Origin of the sequence: Lawsonella clevelandensis, from assembly GCF_003241315.1 — a bacterium.
Taxonomy (GTDB): domain Bacteria; phylum Actinomycetota; class Actinomycetes; order Mycobacteriales; family Mycobacteriaceae; genus Lawsonella; species Lawsonella clevelandensis_A.
Genome location: NZ_QFOZ01000002.1, coordinates 1 through 21,792 on the forward strand (window position 1 = coordinate 1; position 21,792 = coordinate 21,792).

Below are 21,792 nucleotides of genomic sequence, written 5' to 3' on the forward strand. Positions count from 1 at the left end.
GCCCCCAGAAGGATTCGAACCCTCGACCAATCGGGTAGAAGCCGACTGCTCTGTCCACTGAGCTATGGAGGCATCATCCCCAGTGTAGTGCCACTGTGGAAAAGTACCGAACTAGCCTGTTTCTCACGGTTTCCTCCGTTTGTTATGTGCCACTCTAGTGTCATTCATTCGGCGATTCGTTACAGAAGGATTGCTGTATACACAAGGAAAGGCACTAACAATGTCCAATTACATAACGTTGATGGGAAATCTGGCCAGTGATCCGCAGCTTCGGCATGCGGCAGAGCGTACTGTGGCGTCATTCCGTTTGGCGTCGAACCATCGCTATTTCGATTCTGCTAGCCAGAGTTGGAAGGGCAATGAGGCATTGTTTATAGAAACAGTGTGCTGGGGGAATTTGGGGGAGAATGTTGCGGCAACTCTTCATAAGGGTGATCCGGTTATTGTGACGGGGCGTCTGGTGTCTGATGAGTTTATTCCGCAGGGTGAAGAAAGAAGCGTCACCGTTATAAAACTGACTGCTACTACCGTTGGTAAGGATCTCCGCTATTGTGGTCGTTCAGCAGGCATGTCTGTTCCTGAGGGGGCGGGAGAGACGGTAGACTAGGCACGTCAGATACCCCAGTAGAAGAGGTTGAGTCGTGTCAGAGTTCGTCTACACCATGCGTAATGTGCGAAAGGCTTTTGGTGAGAAAGTCATTTTGGATGATGTCACCATGTCCTTCTATCACGGTGCGAAAATTGGTGTTGTCGGCCCGAACGGTGCCGGTAAATCTAGCATTTTGAAGATTATGGCCGGGATTGATCAACCCTCTAATGGTGAGGCATTTGCCGATCCGGAGGCCAGTGTGGGCATCCTCATGCAGGAGCCGCAGTTGGATGAGTCGAAGACCGTCCGTGAAAACGTTGAAGACGGTCTTGGCGACGTTATGCAAAACCTTAAGCGGTATAACGAAATTGCCGAGAAGATGGCCACTGATTACTCCGATGAGTTAATGGAGGAAATGGGCGTCCTGCAGGAGAAGCTTGATCATGCCGACGCGTGGGAGTTCGATTCCCGCATTGACCAGGCTATGGACGCTCTCCGCTGCCCCCCGGGAGATTCCCCCGTTACGAAGCTTTCCGGTGGTGAAAAACGCCGTGTAGCGTTGTGTCGTCTCCTTCTCCAGGCTCCGGATCTTCTATTGCTTGATGAGCCCACTAACCACCTTGATGCGGAATCAGTTGCCTGGCTGGAGAAATTCCTCCAGGACTATAAGGGCGCTGTGCTCTGCATTACCCACGACCGCTACTTCCTTGACCACATTGCTGAGTGGATCTGTGAAGTTGACCGCGGACACCTTTACCCCTACCAGGGCAATTACTCCACCTATCTGGAGAAGAAGGCCGAGCGTTTGGAAGTCGCCGGGCGTAAAGACGCGAAGTTGCAGAAGCGTTTGAAGGAAGAACTGGCGTGGGTTCGTTCCGGTGCGAAAGCTCGCCAGGCGAAGTCCAAGGCTCGTCTGCAGCGTTATGAGGAAATGGCGGCAGAGGCAGAGCAGTACAAGAAGCTCGATTTTGAAGAGATTCAAATTCCTACCCCGCCACGACTAGGCAATGTTGTGGTGGAGGTTGACCACCTGACAAAGGGATTCAACGGACGAACTCTTATTAAGGATCTGTCGTTTACCCTGCCGCGTAACGGAATTGTTGGTGTTATCGGCCCCAATGGTGTCGGTAAAACCACTCTCTTTAAAACTATTGTGGGACTAGAGAAACCAGATTCTGGAACAGTACGTGTGGGAGAGACAGTAAAACTTTCGTACGTTGACCAGAACCGCGAGAATATTGATCCGAACAAAACTGTGTGGGAAGTTGTCTCGGAAGGCCTCGACTACATTGTTGTAGGACAGAATGAGATGCCATCACGGGCATACATTTCCGCATTCGGATTCAAAGGCCCAGACCAGCAGAAGAAAGCGGGAGTCCTCTCCGGCGGTGAACGCAACCGCCTCAACCTTGCGCTCACCCTTAAAGTTGGCGGTAACCTCATCCTCCTGGACGAGCCCACTAACGACCTCGATGTAGAAACCCTCTCATCGCTCGAAAACGCTTTGACGAAATTCCCCGGCTGCGCCGTCGTCATTTCCCACGATCGCTGGTTCCTGGACCGCACCTGTACCCACATTCTCGCCTGGGAAGGCAATGTGGCAGAAGGGCAATGGTTCTGGTTCGAAGGAAACTTCGAGGGCTACGAAGCAAACAAGATTGAGCGTTTGGGGGAGGAAGCAGCCCGGCCGCATTCCGTCACCCACCGTAAACTCACCCGCGACTAAGACTGGCGTATCGAGAGATATCCACGGATCCTTCTCGGAAAGGAGTACATCATGTCGAATAGGGCAGGAAACTACTCGTGCGAGCTTGAACTTCGGTGGAGTGACTTCGACCAATCCGGTGAAGCCACGGATATCACCTACATTGAATTAGCCCGCGAGGCGCGTCTCCGATTCGTGAAGGATACGTGGATCCGGCGGGGCTTCACCGCCCCACCGATGGTGGTACGGCATCTTGAAGTGGACTATTTGAAGCCACTCCTTATTGGAATGGAAACAGTGACGGTAGATCTCACCGTGCAGGTCGTCACGTCGCATAGTTACACTTTGCGGCACGAGCTCAGGGACAATAGGGGGGATATTCTGGCGGTAGTCGATTGTGTCCTTGTCCCATTCGATTGTGAAGCGCGTCGACAGGTGGAATTAGAGCCGGCTATTCGGCTTATGCTCACTGAATACCAAGCAAGCGCTAAAGCAGACACTGCTGGTGATCAGTGACCTCCTCCACCGCCATAAATCCCATATTGACGTGGGATAATCGTACAGATCTTATTATCGCTGGGCATACTCATTACCACGCTGTCGCACCGGCAGAACTTATTAAAGGATGTCCCCTCACCCTAAGCGAGCTCCACGATGACTCCCATAGTGAGTCTCCTCGTGAGCATCGTGGTGAACAGAGGATAGTCTCTGAGCTTTTTAGTGAGAAGAATGCTGCACCAGATCTGGTGATCTGTGGTGATGCATACGACGCTATAGAACAGCTCGTTACGGTGGACGGACTACCTGCACCGCAACTGGTCTATATTGATCCGCCCTACAACACCGGCACCATTTTCACTGACTACAACGACGGCCTTGACCACCATCTGTGGTTGGGAATGATGCACACACGTCTCAATGCCTTGCATGAGATGCTTGCCCCCACGGGAAGTATATGGGTTCATCTAGATGATTCAGAGATGCCGTATGCGCGCGTACTTCTCGACGAGATTTTCGGGCGAGAGAATTTCGTGTCACAGATTGTTGTGGAAATTAACCCCAAAGGTCGCCAGCTAGACCGTTTTTTTGCAGCCTGCCACGACTATCTTCTGGTGTATGCCAAAGACATCACTAAGCTGACGCTAGAACCCGGGACTACTCATTCTGTCGATCCCACAGATTTCCCCCTTATGGACGATAAAGGAAGATACCGCCTACTGCCGCTGCGAAACACAAATAAAAAATTTAACCCAGCGACAGCACGAACGATGAGTTATCCACTCTATGCGAATCCGGATACGGGAACTGTTCGGGCAGAGCCCTTTATAGGATCTTGTCAAGTGATGCCCGTTTTTGGAGACTTACAGCCAGCAGTGTGGCGATGGTCGGCAGCTACTGTCGAAAGCCGGTCAGATGAGCTCTTCGCCCGCTATGTGCATGGTCGTAAAGGGACACGACTCGATATTTTCCAAATTGATCGTTTGCATCCGGGACGTCGGAAAAAACTAAAAACTATCTGGAACGCCACGGAAGTTGGCTCCTCAGATTCAGCAAAACTATCCTTGCGGAAGAAATTTGGGGAAGAAATTCAATTCGCCACCCCGAAGCCTGAACCACTCCTAGAACGCATCATTAACGCCGCTACCGAGCCCGGTGACTATGTGTGGGATATGTTTGCCGGCTCTGGAACAACGGGTGTTGTTGCGCACAGGTTAGGACGCAAATTCGTTCTAGCAGAACGAAACCCTAGTACTGTTGCGACGCATATTCGCATGCGACTAGATGATGCCGGGGCTTCGCCCTACTGGCTAGAAGTGCAACCCCGGTATTAGACGGTATTAGACGGTAGCAGGGGTACTCCCCGCTCCCCGCTACCCCTCATCGAGGGCAGTTGTCGTTTCCAGCGCACGTCCTTTTTGCGCACGAGCAAGATCGAACAGTCCTTCGCGAAGAAAGCGTTGTGCACCACTTGGAAGATCATTTTCAGCGGCAAGCATATCCGTAATGAGACGCTGCACTGTAGGCGCATCACCCCAGAGGGGAAAAGCCCGCTCCGTCACAGTGGACGCCACTTCACCTCCACGCTTCTGCCAGAGCCGAACAACATCTGTAGGATACTGATTCGCAAACGGTGCAACTAGCGCATCTTGCCCAGCCCAGGCAAAACCATCAAGTAGTGCTACTACGGACCAGTTACTAGCAACATCGCCATCTACTGCAAAAATTTTCTCCCACACAGCAGCCTTATTCTCCGGGGTGGGTAATGTGGCTCCGGCTGTTAATGCTCGTCGAACACCCATACTGGTGTTGTCGTTCGCTAGTGCGGTATCAATGTCATACTGTGTGACAAGCCCATGAGCCGCAAGCGCAGTAAGTACTGTCCATCGAAGATCAGTATCCAGTTGAAGATCGTTAATATTTGCCGGCTCAAGAGACTGAGCAGCCCATATATCCCACAGCAGTCGTGTTTGATCCTCATTAAGTTTGCACTGGCAGAACGTAGTGAAGGCAATAAGCTGTTGATCCACCCCAAAGCTGGGTTGTTGCGCAATAGTGAGCAGCGCATCGCTGAAAAGCCGCCACCCTTCCATCTCCGCCCACTTCGGGTCAGCGAAGAATCTCAACACCTGCAATGCACGGGACATAAGATGTTCCGCCACAGGAAGTTCTGATTCCGATCCTATAGCGCGAGCGATAACTTCAATAAGGGCAGAACCTGGCAGGGTGGCATGCATTGTCATCTCTTCCAACACACCCCAGCACAGAGCACGGGGAAGAGGATCCACAATATCTTCAATATGCTCAACGACAGTTTCTATACTCTGCGGATCGAGCTCTAGCTGGCAGTATGTGAGGTCTTCATCATTGGGGAGGAGTAATGCTCCCTGCAGAACATTGTGCAGTTCAGGAATATCAGTCCACTCATCAATAAGGTCAACTTCGGCATAATGCGTACGTACTAGAGTTCCAGCCGAATCTGTCCCAATAAGGTTCGCGGAAGTATCAGAATTATCAGTGCTGGAGCTATCGGTAGCCGTCATAGCGTACACGCCTACACCAACACGGTGCGGACGTAGCTCGCCAGCGCCGGGCTCCGCACCAGTTTGGTGGAGAGTGACGGAACTGTAGCGGGCAGAATTGTCACGGGGGTCGCTGGCAATGTCAAAGTCGAGGGATAGCGTATTACGGCCGGTTGTGGTGAGCCAGGCTTCTGCCCAGGTGCGGAAATCTTTATCGCAGTAGACGCTTACTGCGTCCAGAAGGTCTTGGAATGTGGCGTTGCCGTAGGAGTGTGCCAGTAGATAGTCGTGGAGGCCTTTGAGGAAGGGGTCTAGACCAGCGTAGGCGACGAATTGTTTCAGGACGGAGCAGCCTTTGGCGTAGGTAATGCCGTCGAAGTTGGCGTCTAGTTCTTCTAGGCTCTCCATGGTGGCGGCGATGGGGTGTGTGGAGGGGAGGTCGTCTTGCCGATAAGCCCAGTTTTTCTCGGTTGAAGTGAAGGTGGTCCAGGCTGTCTGGTAGGTGGTGGATCCGAGCTGTGCCATGACGCTTGCCCAGCTGGCAAAGGATTCATTGAGCCAGAGATCATTCCACCACTGCATGGTGACGAGGTTTCCGAACCACATGTGGGCCATTTCGTGGAGGACGGTGTCGGCGCGGCGTTCGTATTTCCAGGCGGTGGCGCGGGAGCGGAAAACATAGTCTTCGCGGTAGGTGACACATCCTACGTTTTCCATGGCGCCGGCGTTGAAGTCGGGGACGAATACTTGGTCGTAGGATCCGGTGAAGGGGTAGAGGATTCCGAAGGTGCGGTGGTAGTAGTCGAAGCCGCCCTTGGTTAGCGCAAAAATGTTGTCCGGGTCGAAGTAGGGGGCGAGGGTTTCGCGGCAGTACAGGTTGAGGGGGATGGTGATTTCACGTCCATCATCGCCGTGCCAGTGGTAGGTGTCGCTCCAACGGTGGTAGGGGCCGGCGCAGAGTGCAAAGACGTAGGGGCAGAGGGGATTAGTTACTTGGAAGTGGTGGGTGACGGCATCGACGTCTGCATAGATGGGGGATTCTGCGGGGGTGGAGGTGGCGATGCTGCTATTGCTGATAATTTCCCATCCTGCGGGGGCGGTGACGGTGAGGTCGATGGGGGCTTTGAGGTCAGGTTGGTCGAAGCAGGCGAAGACGCGTTTGGAGTCGGCGGGTTCGCATTGGCTGTAGAGGTAGACGGTTCCGTCGGCGGCGTCTACGGCGCGGTGTAGGCCTTCTCCAGTAGTGGAGTAGTGACACCATGCGTCAATGTCGATGGTGTTGTGTGCGGCAAGGGAGGGGAGGAGAAGTCCATTTTCGCCAGTTTCTCCGCTGGCAGAGAGGGTGGTGTTGTAGGCGTCAACGTCGAGAGATTCACCGTTGAGGGTGGCGCTGATGAGGTGAACATCACGCAGGTCGAGGAAGGTGGAGTAGCCGGGTGTGGTGCAGTCCACTTCTATGGTGGTGTGGGAGCGGAAATGTGTTGTGGGAGAAATATTATCAACGTCGTGCGCAGTACTGAAGTTAATAGCGGAGTTGTCTGCGGGATTGACGGTGGGTTGGGTGACGTCGAGGCGGATGCGGTAGGACGTGACAGTGAGGTGGCTGGCGCGTTCGGCAGCAGTATCGCGGGTGAGGTTAAAGGACGTCACAGTAAATCTCCTCTGTATAGGGTGGAGGGATGGGGTGGATGGAGCTTCAGTGTTACCTGGGGTGCTATCTGGAATAGTTGTGGAGTGGTTCTGGAATGGTTCTAGTGGACACTCTAGTGGCTTGTTTTTATAAATTCAGCAGTAAACGGATGTAAGCGGGTGTAAGTGAGGATAGCTGCGCTGTCATTGAGAAAGTCAGCACTGGTGAGGTTTTAACGCTTACTATAAATGTGAGAAACCTAATAATGTACGGAAGGAGCATTATGACTCACACTCACGCTCGCACTCGTGTAGATTTTTGGTTCGATCCGTCATGTCCATGGTGTTGGCTAACCTCCCGGTGGATTCTGGAAGCTCAAAAAGTGCGAGATTTTACGCTGACCTTCCACGTGATGAGCCTGGGTGTGCTCAATGAGGGACGAGCTCTGGACCCTGGCTATGCTGCCTACCTGGAGAGATCGTGGGGACCAGTTCGTGTTCTTACTGCGGCTGCGCAAGAACATGGGGAGGAAGCACTGGCGAATCTTTATACCGCTATGGGGACACGCTTCCACAATGATGGTCGTCTGCAAGATAAGGATGCGGTCAGGGAATCTCTTACTGAGGTCGGGTTACCCGTCACGCTTATGGAGCACTGGGATAAAACTCCGTACGAGAAAGAACTTCGCGACTCCCACCATGCCGGCATGGATGCACTGGGTGAGGATGTGGGCACTCCCTGCATACATGTTGATGATGTTGCCTTCTTCGGCCCTGTGATGAGTAGAGTTCCGTGTGGAGAGGAAGCCGGAAAACTTTTCGATGGTGCGGTGGCACTGGCGCAGTACCCCTACTTTTACGAGTTGAAGCGGTCTCGTACAGAGGGTCCAGTACTCGACTTCTAGTATGCGGTGCAGAGCAGATACGAAGTAGGCATAGAGTAAGTGCGGGGGTAGTCGGTGTATTGCGGGGAGTAAAGAATAGCGTGTACTGCCTTTACACCGTTAAGCTGTAACTATGCGAATTTATCTAGGCTCTGATCATGCCGGTTTCGATTTGAAGAATGCTATTGCAGCCCACCTCAAGAAAGCTGGGCATGAGGTCATAGATTGTGGCGCTCACGAGTACGACGCCCTTGACGACTACCCCGCGTTTTGTGTCTCATGCGCTGAACACGTGCGCGATGATGAAGGCTCCCTCGGTATCGTGCTCGGTGGCTCTGGAAATGGCGAGCAAATGGCCGCTAATAAGGTCAAAGGTATTCGCTGTGCCCTCGTCTGGAATGTAGAACTGGCGAAGCTGGCACGCGAGCACAACAACGCCCAGCTCATGAGTCTGGGTGGCCGTTTTACGAAAGAAGCAGACGCTCTAGAAATGGTGGACGCATTCATTGCGCAGCCGTGGTCAGCGGAAGAACGCCACCAGCGGCGTATCGATATCCTGGAAAAGTATGAGGAAACGGGCGTCAATGAGGGTGCGCCGGAACCTCGTGAGGTGTAAAAACTGTAGCTGCTCATAGCTAGTCATAGATATAAAAAGGGTGGGTCTCCGTAAATTCATGGAGACCCACCCTTTTAGGAAGAAGTGTCAGGACTGTAGTACACCGTCCTGTACTGCTCTGCGGGCATGGGTTAGGCGTTGCGTGACCATACTCGTTTCATCCAGGCTTCTACCTCGTCGGCAGTGCGGGGGATATCCGCGGAGAGGCGACGGACTGTGTGATCGTCGTTAACAACAATGTCGTCCTCGATGCGGATACCAATACCGCGCAATTCTTCCGGTATCAGCTCATCATCTGTACGGAAGTACAAACCAGGTTCGATGGTGAACACCATGCCTGGTTCCAGTGGTGCATCCATATAGAAGTCGCGGGGGGTGACGGAGCAATCATGGGTATCCAGGCCTAGATGGTGGCCTGTTCCGTGCGGCATCCAGCGGCGTACCTGCTGCCCGTTGGGGCTAATGGCTTCCTCAACGGAGCAGGGGAGAAGCCCCCATTCAGACAGTGTTTCGGCTAAGAAGCGAATAGCTGCATCGTGGATTTGGCGGTAGTGGCATCCGGGTTGCTGCGCTTGTTTAAAGGCTGCCTCGTTGGCTCCCAATACTGCCTCATACACTTTCCGCTGTGTGGGAGAGAAGGTTCCGGAGACGGGGAAGGTGCGTGTGATGTCGCCGGAGTAGAGGGAGTCAATTTCTGCGCCGGCGTCGATAAGAAGAAGGTCGTCGGGGGCGATGGGGCCGGCATTCTCCATGTAGTGCATGGTGGTGGCGTGTGAACCGGCGGCAGCGATGGTATCGAAACCGGTACCGTGGCCGCCAAGGCGTGCCGCTGCGGAAAAAGCTACTTCTGCAACGCGTTCTCCGCGCGGGTGGTGTACTGCTTCGGGAAGCGATGCAATAACTTTCTCAAAACAGGTGGCAGTAAGGTTTACTGCCTGCTGTATTTGGTCAATTTCCCAGGAGTCTTTCCACATCCGGACGGTTCCTAGGAGAACTTCAAATGTTTTGTCCTCTTCAGCCGTGTCATTCCAGGTTTTATCGCCGACAAGTTCCTGGACAAGAGCGTCAATAGTGGAATCTACATTGCGGAGAAGTCTTGTGGGAGTGTGTGCTACAGCTTTGCGGAGGTCACTTTCCAGTGAGGTGAGAGGACGTACTGTCAGCCCGGTGTAGGCCTCCATCTGGGTGATGGTGGGGCGGGCGCCTACCCAGAATTCGCCGTAGCGGGAATCGGCATAGAACTGGTCTGTGGAGCGGGATGCCGGCGGTTGGAAGTATAGGACGGCTTTATGACTGTTGCCGTCCGGGTAAAACACCACTGCGGAGTCGGGTTCGTATTCGAGTCCTAGCCCTGTTAGCCACACAAAGGCGGAATGTGGGCGGAAGAGGTAGTCTTCGTCGGCGGAGCGAGTTTTATACGATCCGGCTGGTACTAGGAGAACTGTTCCTGGATAGTGACGGGTGACGGCGGTGTGTCGAGCCGGAAGGAATTGTTTTACGGCAGAAACAGCAGTGTTGTCGGTAGCTTGTGATGTTTCTGCCCAGTTGCTTCCCATAAAGGTTGCGAATGTTGATGATTGGGGGGAGCGGGAGCGGTTAGCGGCGCGTTCGTCTAGGGGCTGCGGGGAGCGCAGTGTATCTAGTGTGAGATTCTGTTGGGTCATTGTTAAACCTCCTCAACAAGTCCCAAAGGGGGTGGAAAGTATGGGGGTAGTTACTTTCTTTCCATTCCGTTCTACCATGAGGGGTCGTATGCGGAACATTATATAGATTAGCGTAACCTAAGTTTTTGTACGCTATACTAAGACCACGAAAAACGCATAAGCAGGGCATATGTTATTCCTGCAGTACCCCACTAGGGAGGATATTTTATGCAGCGTCGCCGTACCACCACATCTATCCATACTGCCGCCGCCACCGTAGCTACTACCGTGGCAGCCGCAAGTACTCTTTTCGTGGGCGCTGGGCTAGCCAGTGCAGCACCCGCACCGGCACCTAACACGTCAGCTGTTGTTACATCTACAACTGTCTTTGTTGATGGTGAAGATAACGGTTGTGCTATTAAAAAAGCACTTCCAAAGGTAGGAGAACACACTCTTCTTGTTGTTGATTCAATGTGTGGTTCGCCAGTTCGCCCATTGATGGGTGGAATGAAATATGTCAAGAATAAGGGGAAGAGCTACGAACAGGTAACCGCAGAAAAGAATGGTCAACCAGTTCCGGAGTACACCAAAGAACAGACCCTTATCTCTTACGGCATTAAACAGCCGGTGTACCTCAAAGACAATCGTGATGCAGGCATCGTCGGCTACCTCGTTCTACAGATTCCTAAAGTGGGATCCATTCTTGAACTGCACGCACAGTACCAGAAATAGCGGTGGCAAAACTGTCGTTGAACTGTGGATAGTACGCGGCAGATAATGCCAAAACGTAATAAAAGCGCTGCTCCTGTGGAAAGACGCAGCGCTTTTTATATGCAGTAAACAAGGAGAGGGGATGACGGGAATCGAACCCGCGTCTCCAGCTTGGAAGGCTGGGGTAATAGCCACTATACGACATCCCCACGGATAACTTTCTGTGCCTGCTAAGACTACCCGAGAAAACCCTAGTTACAAAAATCGAGTGGTTACACGTAAGATAGTGCAAGAGCTCATGATGCTGAGATGTTGTTGAGATGTTCTCACCATGTATTGTTGAGTTGCTACGGGATGTAGCGCAGCTTGGTAGCGCGCTTGCTTTGGGAGCAAGATGTCGCAGGTTCAAATCCTGTCATCCCGACCAAAAACTTCAATCTATCAACGTGACCCCCAAACAAGGAGAACAATTCCGTGAAAAGCACTGTTGAGAAGCTCAGCCCCACTCGTGTGAAGCTGGTTATTGAGGTTCCTTTTGATGAACTCAAGGAAGAATTCGACAAGGCTTATAAGACTATCGCGGAGCAGGTAAACATTCCTGGTTTCCGTAAGGGTCACGCTCCGGCAAAGTTGATTGAGAATCATGTGGGTCGTGGCGCAGTCCTCGAACAGGTCATTAACGACATGATGCCGAGCCGCTACGAGAAGGCCTGCACTGAGAATGACGTGCAACCTCTTTCCACCCCCGACGTTGATGTGACGAAGATCGACGATCCGAATCTCATCGAGTTCACTGCCGAAATGGATTGCCGCCCAGAGATTAAGATCCCCGATTTCAAGGGTAAGGAAATCTCCGTTGAGCCACGTCGCGCAACAGACGAAATCGCGGAGCAGGGTCTGAAGGACCTGCAGGAGCGTTTCGCAACCCTCAAGGGTGTGGACCGTCCTGCTAAGGAAGGGGATTTCGTTTCTCTCGATCTCTCTGCAAAGGTTAACGGCGAAGAGCTCAAGGAAGCCGAGACCAAGGGCCTCTCCCACCGTATTGGCCAGGGCGATCTCATTGAAGGTCTGGAAGATGCCCTCGTCGGTATGAAAGCCGGAGAGAGCAAGACGTTCACCTCTAAGCTGGTTGCTGGCGACCATGCTAACGAGGAAGCAGACATTACTGTTGTTCTGCAGAAAGTACAGGAGCAGGAACTTCCTGAACTTGATGATGACTTCGCCCAGATGGCATCTGAGTTCGACACTCTCGATGAGCTCAAAGAAGATCTCGCCAAGCGTGCTAATGATGCCGCGAAATCTGAGCAGGCTGCCAATCTTCGTGACGCTGTTCTCTCCGCACTTATTGAAGAAGCCAACTTCGACATTCCAAAGGGCATTGTTGAAGAACAGGCACAGGGACAGATCCAGCAGGTTCTTTCCCAGTTCGGTGGCGACGAGAACATCCTCAAGTCCATTCTTGAGTCTCAGGGATCTGACCTTGATTCCTTCTACGATGAGGCTAAGAAGTCTGCGGAAGAAGCCACCCGTACTTGGCTACTCCTGGACGCACTAGCAGAAGAACTCAGTGTCGAGATCTCCCAGAATGATCTCACTGAGGCTGTTGTTGCACAGGCTCGCCAGAACAACATGGAGCCCGAGCAGTTTGTTCAGGCTGTACAGCAGCAAGGTCAGCTCGCTAGCCTCTTTAGCGATGTACGCCGTAATAAGGCTCTCTTCACAGTTGTTCGTGATGTTGTTGCGAAGGATACTGAGGGCAACTCTCTCGATGACCTCATGGTCTTCTTCCAGGAACTCCCGGATATGCCGGAGGAAGAATCTGCTGACGCAGAGTAAGTATTCACACTTTAAAGCGAACACGGGCGTAGCGCGCAAGCCGGCTGCGCCCGTTTTCGTTACTCTATAGACGGTAAATCCTTTTCACAGGAAACAGAGAAAGCAGGTACCCATGGCCGACACAGGATTGAATCTTCCCGACTCAGTCTTCGAAAAGCTCCTAAAAGAGCGCATTATCTTCCTCGGCTCGGAAGTTAATGATGACGTCGCCAATCGTCTGTGTGCACAGATGCTACTGTTAGCAGCCGAGGACCCCCACACTGATATCAGTATGTATATCAATAGCCCTGGTGGATCTGTTACTGCCGGTATGGCGATTTACGACACTATGCAATTCATCTCCTGTGATGTCGCCACATACGCCATGGGTATGGCGGCTTCGATGGGACAGTTCCTTCTCACTGCGGGAGCTGCCGGCAAGCGTTATGCTCTTCCCCATACTCGTGTTCTCATGCATCAGCCTTCTGCAGGCGTGGGTGGTACTGCCACCGATATCACTATCCAGGCAGAAAATTTTGCAAAAGTGAAAAAGGAGATGGCGGAGCTCATTGCACAGCATTCCGGCCAATCCGTTGAGCAAATTGAAAAAGATTCTGATCGCGATAAGTGGTTTACGGCTCAAGAAGCCTGTGATTATGGCCTTTTTGATCACGTTATTAAGCACGTCCCCGGTACCGAGAAATAGAGGAGCACATACTACACATGACCGGATTTCAATCCCTCGAAGCCCGTTACGTTGTTCCCTCTTTCATTGAGCACTCCAGTTACGGCACGAAAGAATCTAACCCGTACAACAAGCTTTTCGAGGAGCGCATCGTGTTCCTCGGCTCGCAGGTAGATGATACTGCTGCTAATGACATCATGGCGCAGCTCCTCGTTCTAGAGGGCCTCGATCCCGACCGCGACATCACTATGTATATCAATTCGCCAGGTGGGTCTTTTACTTCTTTGATGGCCATCTACGACACGATGCAGTACGTACGTCCAGACATTCAAACAGTGTGTCTGGGGCAGGCTGCCTCCGCCGCAGCAGTCCTTCTTGCCGCTGGTACACCGGGCAAGCGTGCGGCTCTGCCGAATGCTCGCGTGCTTATTCACCAGCCGGCGACAGAAGGTGTCCGTGGCCAGGTATCTGACTTGGAGATCCAGGCTCGCGAAATTGAGCGTGTGCGCCGTCAAATGGAAGAGACCCTAGCACGGCACTGCAACGTTACCCCTGAACAGGTTCGTGAAGATACTGAGCGCGATAAGATCCTCACTGCCGAGGAAGCTAAAGAATACGGCATTATCGATACTGTCTTTGACTACCGGAAAGCCTCCGCAAAAAAGTAAGTCGAAGCAGTTAGGGTAGAACGGGAAGAGTCCTCCCCAGAAGCGTTACCCGCTCGTAGTGTTCGCATGTTGACCGTACTTTACGTAAAAGGAGCAGCTGAGCCCGATGGCCTATGTTGGTGACTCAAGCGATGTCCTGAGATGTTCTTTCTGCGGAAAGAAACAGAGCCAGGTAAGGAAGCTCATTGCGGGCGGTGGTGTATACATCTGTGATGAGTGCATCGAGGTGTGTAACGAAATTCTGGAGGAGGAGCTCAACGACTCCACCCAAACCACTACTGGTAACGATTTGCCCACGCCCAAGGAAATATGTGAATTCCTCGATAAATACGTGGTTGGGCAAGATGATGCTAAGCGCGTGTTAGCTGTCGCAGTCTATAACCACTACAAGCGTATTAGAGCATTGGGTGGACGTCGTCCTCGTGAAGAGGATGTGGAGATTGCAAAATCCAATATTTTGCTCCTTGGCCCAACTGGGTGCGGTAAGACTTATCTAGCGCAAACGCTGGCGCGTATGCTCAATGTTCCTTTTGCCATCGCTGATGCCACCTCTTTAACGGAGGCTGGCTATGTTGGTGAGGACGTTGAGAATATCCTTCTAAAACTTCTCCATGCTGCCGATAATGATGTGAAGCGTGCTGAGAAGGGCATTATCTACATTGATGAGATTGACAAGATCTCCCGCAAAGCAGAATCTGCCTCCATTACCCGTGATGTGTCAGGGGAGGGCGTACAGCAAGCCTTACTGAAAATTTTGGAGGGGACTATTGCCTCCGTTCCACCGAATGGTGGGCGGAAACATCCCCACCAGGATTACATCAAGATTGATACCTCCAATATCCTTTTCATCGCGGCAGGTGCTTTCGCTGGTTTAGAGAAGGTTGTTGCTGATCGTGTGGGGAAGAAAGGCGTCGGATTTGGCGCGGATCTTGTCACGGAGCAAGAAATTAAAGCGACTGATTACTTCAAACTTGTGAAACCGGAAGATCTTTCTCAGTTTGGTTTGATTCCGGAATTTATTGGCCGCCTTCCCGTAGTTGGTTCTGTTGAACCGCTTGATAAAGAGGCCTTAAAGAATATTCTTACGACTCCACGTAATGCGCTGGTGAAGCAGTACCAAAAGCTTTTTGAGATGGATGGCGTGGAGCTTGAGTTTACTGATGATGCAATAGATGCATTGGCGGACCAGGCACTTGAGCGTTCTACCGGGGCTCGTGGTCTGCGAGCCATTATGGAGGAAGTCCTCATGCCGGTAATGTTCGACATTCCTTCCGATGATGACGTACAAAAAGTAACTATTACGGCAGAGACTGTGCGTGATAAGACTGCACCGCATATTGAGCGGCTTGATATTTCTGCGGTTGAGAAGAACGTCGGCTAACAGCCGTAGTGCGCTGATAGTGTGTCGGTAGTTTTTGTCGCCCCTCATGTACTGTGTTGTTCCTCACAAAAATTAGCCACTAGGCCGCACGTAATGTTCATGCCACTGTTATTAATTTCGCAAGTATTTCTGTGACCTGCACTATTACGAAAAATTATGAGGGTTAACGTGAGTTTTTCGATATTTTATTCAGTGTTGGCCTTCACAATGCTTAGCAAACTATCCACGATGGTGAGACACTAGAGACGCAAGACTTAACCTACCGGTTAAGCCTGTTAACTGACGATAAAACATAGTTCGGATCATGAAAGGACGTGTTTCCGAAGATGACTCAGCCCAAGAAGGTCACCGTCACCGGTGCTGCTGGCAATATCTCCTACTCACTACTGTTCCGTATCGCAGAAGGCGCTGTATTCGGACCTAACCAGCCCGTAGAACTTAATCTTTTGGAGATCACTCCGGCTCTTAAGGCTGCTGAAGGCGTTGCTATGGAGCTTGATGACTCCGCCTTCCCGCTGCTAACCGGCATCAACATCTATGACGATGCAAAACAGGCCTTCGAAGGTGCAAACACTGCTTTCCTCGTAGGTTCCCGTCCCCGCGGCAAGGGCATGGATCGTGCCGATCTGCTTGCTGCTAACGCTGAAATTTTCAAGGCACAGGGCGAAGCTATGAACGGGACCGTCGCTGACGATATCCGTGCCCTCGTTGTCGGCAACCCCGCCAACACCAACTGCCTCATCCTCAACCACTACGCCGCAGATATTCCGGATGACCGCTTCACCGCCATGATGCGTCTCGACCACAACCGCGCACTCTCCATGGCTTCCAAGAAGCTGGGCGTTGCAGTATCTGACCTCACCAACATGACTGTATGGGGCAACCACGCCAACACCCAGTTCCCGGACGTCACCTACCTCAAGGTGAAGGGCGAAGCTGCCGCCGATAAGTTCGATAAGTCCTGGCTCACCGACGAATTCATTCCGAAGGTAGCTATGCGCGGTGGCGAAATCATTAAGGTTCGCGGTGCTTCTTCCGCTGCTTCCGCAGCTACCGGCGCCATCACCCACATGCGCGATTGGTACCAGGGCACCCCCAAGGGTGACTGGGTAACTGTCGCACTGCCGTCCGATGGTTCCTACGGTATCCCCGAGGGTCTCGTCTACGGTGTTCCGTGCACCTCTGATGGCTCTGGCTGGCAGCGTGTTAAGGATCTCGAGATCTCCGCTGCTCAGGCTGAACGCATGAAGACCACTGCTGAGGATCTTGAATCTGAGCGCGACGCCGTCAAGAAGCTCGGTCTGCTTGGCTAGTTCATAGCAATCCTGTAGCACTTGCGCATCATCATGGGTACGAGCGCTATATATGAGCGCTGAATACATATACTGCACATGAGATACGCTGCATGCTGAGAAAAGAAACGCACCTGGAACGTAACCGGGTGCGTTTCTTTCGTATTTGGTGCCCCGGTTCGAAAGAGACTTCTCAAACCGTTAAACTTGCAAGCGTGACCAGTGCAAAAAACTCCGCTCAGAATGCCCCTACTGTTTCCGTTGATCGCTCCGGCGCACTCCCTAAGTCGTGGGATCCCAGCGCTGTTGAAGCAGACATGTATCAACGGTGGGTGGATGCTGGATACTTCCATGCTGACACCAACAGTTCCAAACCCGCCTACAGCATTGTGCTTCCACCCCCTAATGTCACTGGCAAACTTCACATGGGCCATGCACTCGACCACACTCTTATGGATGCACTGTGCCGGCGCAAGCGTATGCAGGGCTATGAAGTGCTGTGGCTTCCGGGTATGGACCATGCTGGTATCGCTACACAGTCCAAAGTTGAGCGGCAGCTCGCTGAGCAAGGCATTGATTACCATGCGTTGAGCCGTGATGAGTTCATTGAGAAGGTGTGGGAGTGGAAACGCGAATATGGTGGTTTCATTGGCACCCAAATGCGCGCTATCGGCGACGGCCTCGATTGGGAACGTGAGCGTTTCACCCTTGATGAGGGACTGTCCTACGCCGTCCAAACCATTTTTAAGCGTCTGTATGACGCTGGCTATATTTACCGGGCGGAGCGTCTTGTTAACTGGTCGCCAGTGTTGCAGACTGCCGTCTCCGACATCGAGGTTAAATACTCCGATGATGAAGGCGAACTTATCTACTTCGCCTACGGTGAGATCGGTGCTGACGGTAAACCTGTCGAGGGGAATAGCCTGGTTGTTGCCACTACTCGTATAGAGACGATGCTGGGTGACGTAGCCATCGCGGTACATCCCGAGGATGAGCGGTACCAGCATCTTGTAGGAAAAGTCTTCCCCCATCCGCTGCGTGATGACCTCACCATCACCGTTATTGCCGACGATTATGTTGACATGGAATTCGGTACCGGCGCCGTCAAGATTACCCCCGCGCATGACCCCAATGACTTTGCTATGGGTCAGCGGCATGACCTCCCCATGATCGACATCATGGACGCTACTGCCCATATCGCCAATACTGGTACTCGTTTTGATGGGCTCAGCCGTGAAGATGCCCGCACTGCCCTCACCGAAGCACTGCGTGAACAGGGGCGCATCGTCAAAGAAGTTCGCCCCTACGTCCACTCCGTGGGACATTCTGAACGCTCTGGTGAACCTATTGAACCGCGTCTTTCCCTACAGTGGTTCGTCAAAGTTGAGGATCTTGCCCGTATGGCTGGTGACGCGGTCCGCAATGGTCTCACCACCATTCACCCCGCCTCGCAGGAGCCACGCTGGTTTGAGTGGGTAGACAATATGCACGATTGGTGCATCTCCCGCCAGCTTAAGTGGGGGCACCGAATCCCCATCTGGTACGGCCCCAATGGTGAAATAGTGTGCTGCGGCCCTGATGATGAACCCCCCGCCGGGTGGGAGCAGGATCCGGATGTTCTCGATACGTGGTTCTCCTCCGGGCTGTGGCCTTTCTCCACCCTGGGATGGCCCAAGCGCACAGCTGACCTGGAACGCTTCTACCCAACGAATGTTCTTGTCACCGGCTATGACATTCTCTTCTTCTGGGTTGCCCGCATGATGATGTTTGCATCATTTGCCGGCAAGGAAGGTGCTAGCGGCAAGGACGCTGGCGATATCGGCCCCATTCCTTTCACCGATGTTTTCCTGCATGGTCTAGTGCGTGACGAGCACGGCCGGAAGATGTCGAAGTCACTCGGTAACGGTATTGACCCGCTAGATTGGGTGGAACGTTTTGGTGCTGACGCCTTGCGTTTCACACTGGCGCGTGGTGCTAACCCCGGTGCAGATATTCCCGTGGGTGACGATAACTGCCAGGCAAGCCGTAACTTTGCCACCAAACTTTTCAACGCCACACGGTTCGCATTGATGAACGGTGCATACGTCGGGGAGTTACCCGACCGCGCGCAGCTTACGGATGCGGATCGCTGGATTCTCGATAGGCTCGAGCAGATTCGTGCTGATGTGGATTCGGGTCTGGACGCATACGAATTCTCTAAGGCCTGCGAAGCTCTCTACCACTTCACCTGGGATGAGTTCTGCGATTGGTATCTTGAGCTGGCAAAAGCACAGTTGGGCTTTGCCGAGGATAATCTTCCTACGGCGCCGGCTACTCGCCTAGTACTCGGCTACGTGCTGGATACGCTACTCCGTCTACTGCACCCCGTTATGCCGTTCGTGACAGAAACGCTGTGGACGGCACTAACAGGGGAGGAGTCCCTCGTTGTCGCAGACTGGCCTACCCCGTATGAAGCTGAGCGGGACGAGACTGCTTTCCAACGCATAGATGATCTGCAGAAACTTGTTACTGAGGTGCGTCGTTTCCGCTCTGACCAGGGAGTAAAGCCGTCGCAGCGGGTTCCTGCTCGGCTGATTGGTGTTGCCGATAAGGCCGATTTGGCTAATCAGATTGCCGCTATTCGTTCCCTGGCGCGTTTGGAAGAACCGGCTGCGGACTTTAATGCCACGGCCTCCCTGGAGGTGCGTCTCTCCCGGGCCACTGTGGTGGTTGAACTTGACACTTCCGATACCGTCGATGTTGAAGCCGAACGTAAACGCGTGGAGAAGGATCTGGCGGTCGCGCAGAAGGAACTGGAGACCACCGGCAAGAAGCTGAGTAACCAGAATTTTGTGGAGAAAGCACCAGCCGCCGTTGTCGAGAAGATGAAGACGCGGCGAGAGGTCGCTGAAGCGGAGGTAGCTCGTCTAACGGAGCGTTTAGCGGCACTTCCTGCGCAAAAGTAATGTGCTCACACCGTGTAGCACTATTACGGACGATGTACTACGCGCAGTAGTACACATAGTAGAGGAGTTGAGATGAGCGATCTGCCCAAAAACCTCACGTACAGTGATGCCTATAATGCGGACGATCCGTATGCTTCATTGCGAGATGGAAATCCCGCAGCTCTGTCGGAGGATCAGGCAGATCGTAATCTTATGGGTGGGCATGCCCATAAGAAGAGCGGCGACAAGCAATGCTCCTGTAAAAAAGGCGGACAGTGTAAAAATGGGCAATGCAGCTGTCAGAAGAAGGACAAGTATGCTGACGCCGATGACGTGGCAATAGCTGCTGCCACGGAAGAAGCCGATTCCGCAGATGCGTTATCCGATTATGTCTTTCACGAGTCTGGCCTCAATCTGGATGCGTTAGCGTCTGTCGCAGAACGTATTATTGAGCAGACTGTGGGGGACGAGGATGGCGATGATGATGGTGAGCTTTCGCCAGAATCTCCACTAGGTATGCGCCGTCTTAACCCTCTGTTAGATGATGAGGATGTTCTTACCCCTGAGGTGCAGCAGAATCTACGTGATCTGCTAGCCCAGTTCGATGATGAACAAATGGATGCACTTGCGCGTGCTCTTGATAACTATAACGTTGCACATGCTAGCAATAACGATGAGGGTAGTGACGGTAGCGATGGGGAGGATATCTCGGGGGAAGACCTTTACCGTGACTATACGGGGCGCATTGACATCGATACAGGGAGCACTATCCCGGATCTTTCTGTCTATGACGAAGATGTGGACCGCAATAGCTACCAGGTAGAAAAGCCGACTGCGGAAGACTATGCCGCACTGGCAGCAGTAGAAGCCGAACTCGATACACGCTGGGGTGAGCGGAAGATCGCACCGGATCTTGCGCGTATGGAAAAGCTTATGGATATCCTTGGGCATCCAGAACAGTCTGCACCTGTTATTCAGGTGGCGGGCACTAACGGTAAAACGTCTACTTCCCGCATGATTGATGCTCTTCTCCGCGCTATGGGTCAACGTGTGGGGCGTATGACGAGCCCACACCTGCAGCTCGCAACGGAACGTATCAGTGTGGATGGTGCCCCCATTAGCCCACGTCGTTACGTGGAAGTGTGGGAGGACATTAAACCCTTCGTAGAGATGGTAGACGAGTGGTCCATCTCGCAGGGCGGCCCACGAATGACGAAGTTCGAAGTCCTTACCGCAATGGCGTACAGCTGTTTTGCGGATACGCCAGTAGATGTTGTGGTGGCCGAAGTGGGGATGGGTGGTCGCTGGGATGCGACCTCCGTAGCGCATGCTGAAGTGGCTGTTGTATGCCCTATCGGTATGGATCACATGGACTACTTGGGTGACACTATTGAAAAGATCGCCTCTGAAAAAGCCGGCATCATTAAGCCCACGGTAGGGGAGAACACTCCGCATAATCCGCATGGCACAGTAGCGGTTATCTCCCACCAAGATCCGGCAGCATTGCATGTCTTGTTGGAGCAAGCAGTAGATGCGCAAGCTGTTGTGGCTCGGCAGGGAATCGAGTTTGAGGTATCGTCGTGCGCTCCTGCGGTAGGTGGACAAGTTATCTCTATACAGGGGCTATCCGGTACGTATGAGGATATTTTCCTGCCGCTGTACGGGGAACATCAAGCAGAAAATGCGGCAGTGGCACTAGCCGCAGTGGAAGCATTCTATGGAGCAGGTACGGAAAAGCCTCTCTATGACCAGGCTGTCCACAATGGTTTCCAGGCGGTGCAGTCGCCAGGGCGGCTAGAGCGTGTTCGTAATACGCCAACGATTCTTCTGGATGCGTGTCATAACCCGCATGGTGCGAAAGCACTGGCAGCAGCGTTAGAAAATTACTTTGCTTTTAACCGACTGGTTGGCGTTGTTGCCATTCTGGGTGATAAAGATGCGCGCGGTATCCTAGAGACCCTCGAACCCGTGCTGGATAAAGTCATCGTCACTACCAATAACAGCCCGCGAGCTCTCTCCGTGGAAGAACTGGAAGAGATTGCGCGACAAGTATTTGATGCGGAGAAAGTAGATTCTGCACCCACCTTGGCGGATGCGATCGCGTTAGCCACAGTGGAAGCTGAAAACATTGATGAAAACGGTGTTATGAGTGGAGCTGGTGTCATCGTGACGGGAAGTGTTGTCACGGCTGGTGAAGCACGTTCGCTATTCCGTAAGGATCCTGCCTAAA

16 protein-coding genes and 3 tRNA genes are annotated in these 21,792 nt (G+C 52.8%); 15 read left to right on the plus strand and 4 right to left on the minus strand.

Annotated elements, in window-relative coordinates; translation table 11 throughout:
- Positions 1 to 72: transfer RNA gene (locus DI579_RS02360), tRNA-Arg, on the minus strand.
- A gap of 148 nt (positions 73 to 220) precedes the next feature.
- Here DI579_RS02360 and DI579_RS02365 point away from each other — a divergent pair.
- The 4 genes from DI579_RS02365 to DI579_RS02380 are packed head-to-tail and all read left to right on the plus strand — an operon-like array spanning position 221 to position 4,126.
- Positions 221 to 607: a single-stranded DNA-binding protein gene (locus DI579_RS02365; protein WP_290599370.1), complete on the plus strand. Its 387-nt coding sequence runs from the start codon at positions 221 to 223 to the stop codon at positions 605 to 607.
- A gap of 34 nt (positions 608 to 641) precedes the next feature.
- Positions 642 to 2,315: an energy-dependent translational throttle protein EttA gene (gene ettA / locus DI579_RS02370; RefSeq protein WP_290599369.1), complete on the plus strand. Its 1,674-nt coding sequence runs from the start codon at positions 642 to 644 to the stop codon at positions 2,313 to 2,315.
- A gap of 51 nt (positions 2,316 to 2,366) precedes the next feature.
- On the plus strand, positions 2,367 to 2,810 hold the full coding sequence (locus DI579_RS02375; protein ID WP_290599367.1) for a thioesterase family protein: 444 nt from the start codon (positions 2,367 to 2,369) through the stop codon (positions 2,808 to 2,810).
- Positions 2,807 to 4,126, plus strand: coding sequence for a site-specific DNA-methyltransferase (locus DI579_RS02380; protein ID WP_303678629.1), 1,320 nt, complete (start codon positions 2,807 to 2,809; stop codon positions 4,124 to 4,126). Before DI579_RS02375 ends, DI579_RS02380 begins: the two co-directional genes overlap by 4 nt.
- Before the next feature lie 39 nt (positions 4,127 to 4,165).
- Here the strand turns inward: DI579_RS02380 and pepN are convergent, their stop codons facing one another.
- On the minus strand, positions 4,166 to 6,964 hold the full coding sequence (gene pepN, locus DI579_RS02385; RefSeq protein ID WP_303678630.1) for an aminopeptidase N: 2,799 nt from the start codon (positions 6,962 to 6,964) through the stop codon (positions 4,166 to 4,168).
- A gap of 263 nt (positions 6,965 to 7,227) precedes the next feature.
- Here pepN and DI579_RS02390 point away from each other — a divergent pair, with 263 nt between their 5' ends.
- A complete protein-coding gene (locus DI579_RS02390) occupies positions 7,228 to 7,848 on the plus strand; it encodes a DsbA family protein (protein WP_290598293.1) in 621 nt (206 codons plus the stop codon).
- A 112-nt stretch (positions 7,849 to 7,960) separates the two neighbouring features.
- Positions 7,961 to 8,443: a ribose-5-phosphate isomerase gene (locus DI579_RS02395; protein ID WP_290598294.1), complete on the plus strand. Its 483-nt coding sequence runs from the start codon at positions 7,961 to 7,963 to the stop codon at positions 8,441 to 8,443.
- A 131-nt stretch (positions 8,444 to 8,574) separates the two neighbouring features.
- Here DI579_RS02395 and DI579_RS02400 read toward each other — a convergent pair whose 3' ends face one another.
- The gene (locus DI579_RS02400; protein ID WP_303678631.1) at positions 8,575 to 10,107 is read right to left on the minus strand and encodes an aminopeptidase P family protein; all 1,533 of its coding nucleotides are present in this window, start codon (positions 10,105 to 10,107) and stop codon (positions 8,575 to 8,577) included.
- A 207-nt stretch (positions 10,108 to 10,314) separates the two neighbouring features.
- On the opposite strand from DI579_RS02400, the gene DI579_RS02405 reads away from it, so the two are divergent.
- On the plus strand, positions 10,315 to 10,818 hold the full coding sequence (locus tag DI579_RS02405; RefSeq protein ID WP_303678632.1) for a hypothetical protein: 504 nt from the start codon (positions 10,315 to 10,317) through the stop codon (positions 10,816 to 10,818).
- Between the two features lie 116 nt (positions 10,819 to 10,934).
- Here the strand turns inward: DI579_RS02405 and DI579_RS02410 are convergent.
- A tRNA-Gly gene (locus DI579_RS02410) sits at positions 10,935 to 11,006 on the minus strand.
- Between the two features lie 141 nt (positions 11,007 to 11,147).
- On the opposite strand from DI579_RS02410, the gene DI579_RS02415 reads away from it, so the two are divergent.
- The 8 genes from DI579_RS02415 to DI579_RS02450 all read left to right on the plus strand — a co-directional run bounded on the left by DI579_RS02415 (position 11,148) and on the right by DI579_RS02450 (position 21,791).
- Positions 11,148 to 11,224: transfer RNA gene (locus DI579_RS02415), tRNA-Pro, on the plus strand.
- Between the two features lie 47 nt (positions 11,225 to 11,271).
- A complete protein-coding gene (gene tig / locus DI579_RS02420; protein WP_303678633.1) occupies positions 11,272 to 12,633 on the plus strand; it encodes a trigger factor in 1,362 nt (453 codons plus the stop codon).
- 112 nt (positions 12,634 to 12,745) lie between these two features.
- Positions 12,746 to 13,318, plus strand: coding sequence for an ATP-dependent Clp protease proteolytic subunit (locus DI579_RS02425; RefSeq protein ID WP_290598298.1), 573 nt, complete (start codon positions 12,746 to 12,748; stop codon positions 13,316 to 13,318).
- 17 nt (positions 13,319 to 13,335) lie between these two features.
- Positions 13,336 to 13,965: an ATP-dependent Clp protease proteolytic subunit gene (locus DI579_RS02430; protein ID WP_290598299.1), complete on the plus strand. Its 630-nt coding sequence runs from the start codon at positions 13,336 to 13,338 to the stop codon at positions 13,963 to 13,965.
- A gap of 106 nt (positions 13,966 to 14,071) precedes the next feature.
- Complete coding sequence (gene clpX, locus DI579_RS02435; RefSeq protein WP_290598300.1) at positions 14,072 to 15,346, plus strand: ATP-dependent Clp protease ATP-binding subunit ClpX; 1,275 nt, start codon at positions 14,072 to 14,074, stop codon at positions 15,344 to 15,346.
- Positions 15,347 to 15,672: 326 nt separating this feature from the next.
- The gene (locus tag DI579_RS02440) at positions 15,673 to 16,659 is read left to right on the plus strand and encodes a malate dehydrogenase (RefSeq protein WP_290598301.1); all 987 of its coding nucleotides are present in this window, start codon (positions 15,673 to 15,675) and stop codon (positions 16,657 to 16,659) included.
- A 194-nt stretch (positions 16,660 to 16,853) separates the two neighbouring features.
- A complete protein-coding gene (locus DI579_RS02445; protein WP_290598302.1) occupies positions 16,854 to 19,583 on the plus strand; it encodes a valine--tRNA ligase in 2,730 nt (909 codons plus the stop codon).
- Between the two features lie 684 nt (positions 19,584 to 20,267).
- Positions 20,268 to 21,791, plus strand: a complete 1,524-nt coding sequence (locus tag DI579_RS02450; RefSeq protein WP_290598449.1) for a folylpolyglutamate synthase/dihydrofolate synthase family protein — start codon at positions 20,268 to 20,270, stop codon at positions 21,789 to 21,791.
- The last annotated feature ends 1 nt before the right edge of the window (position 21,792 follow it).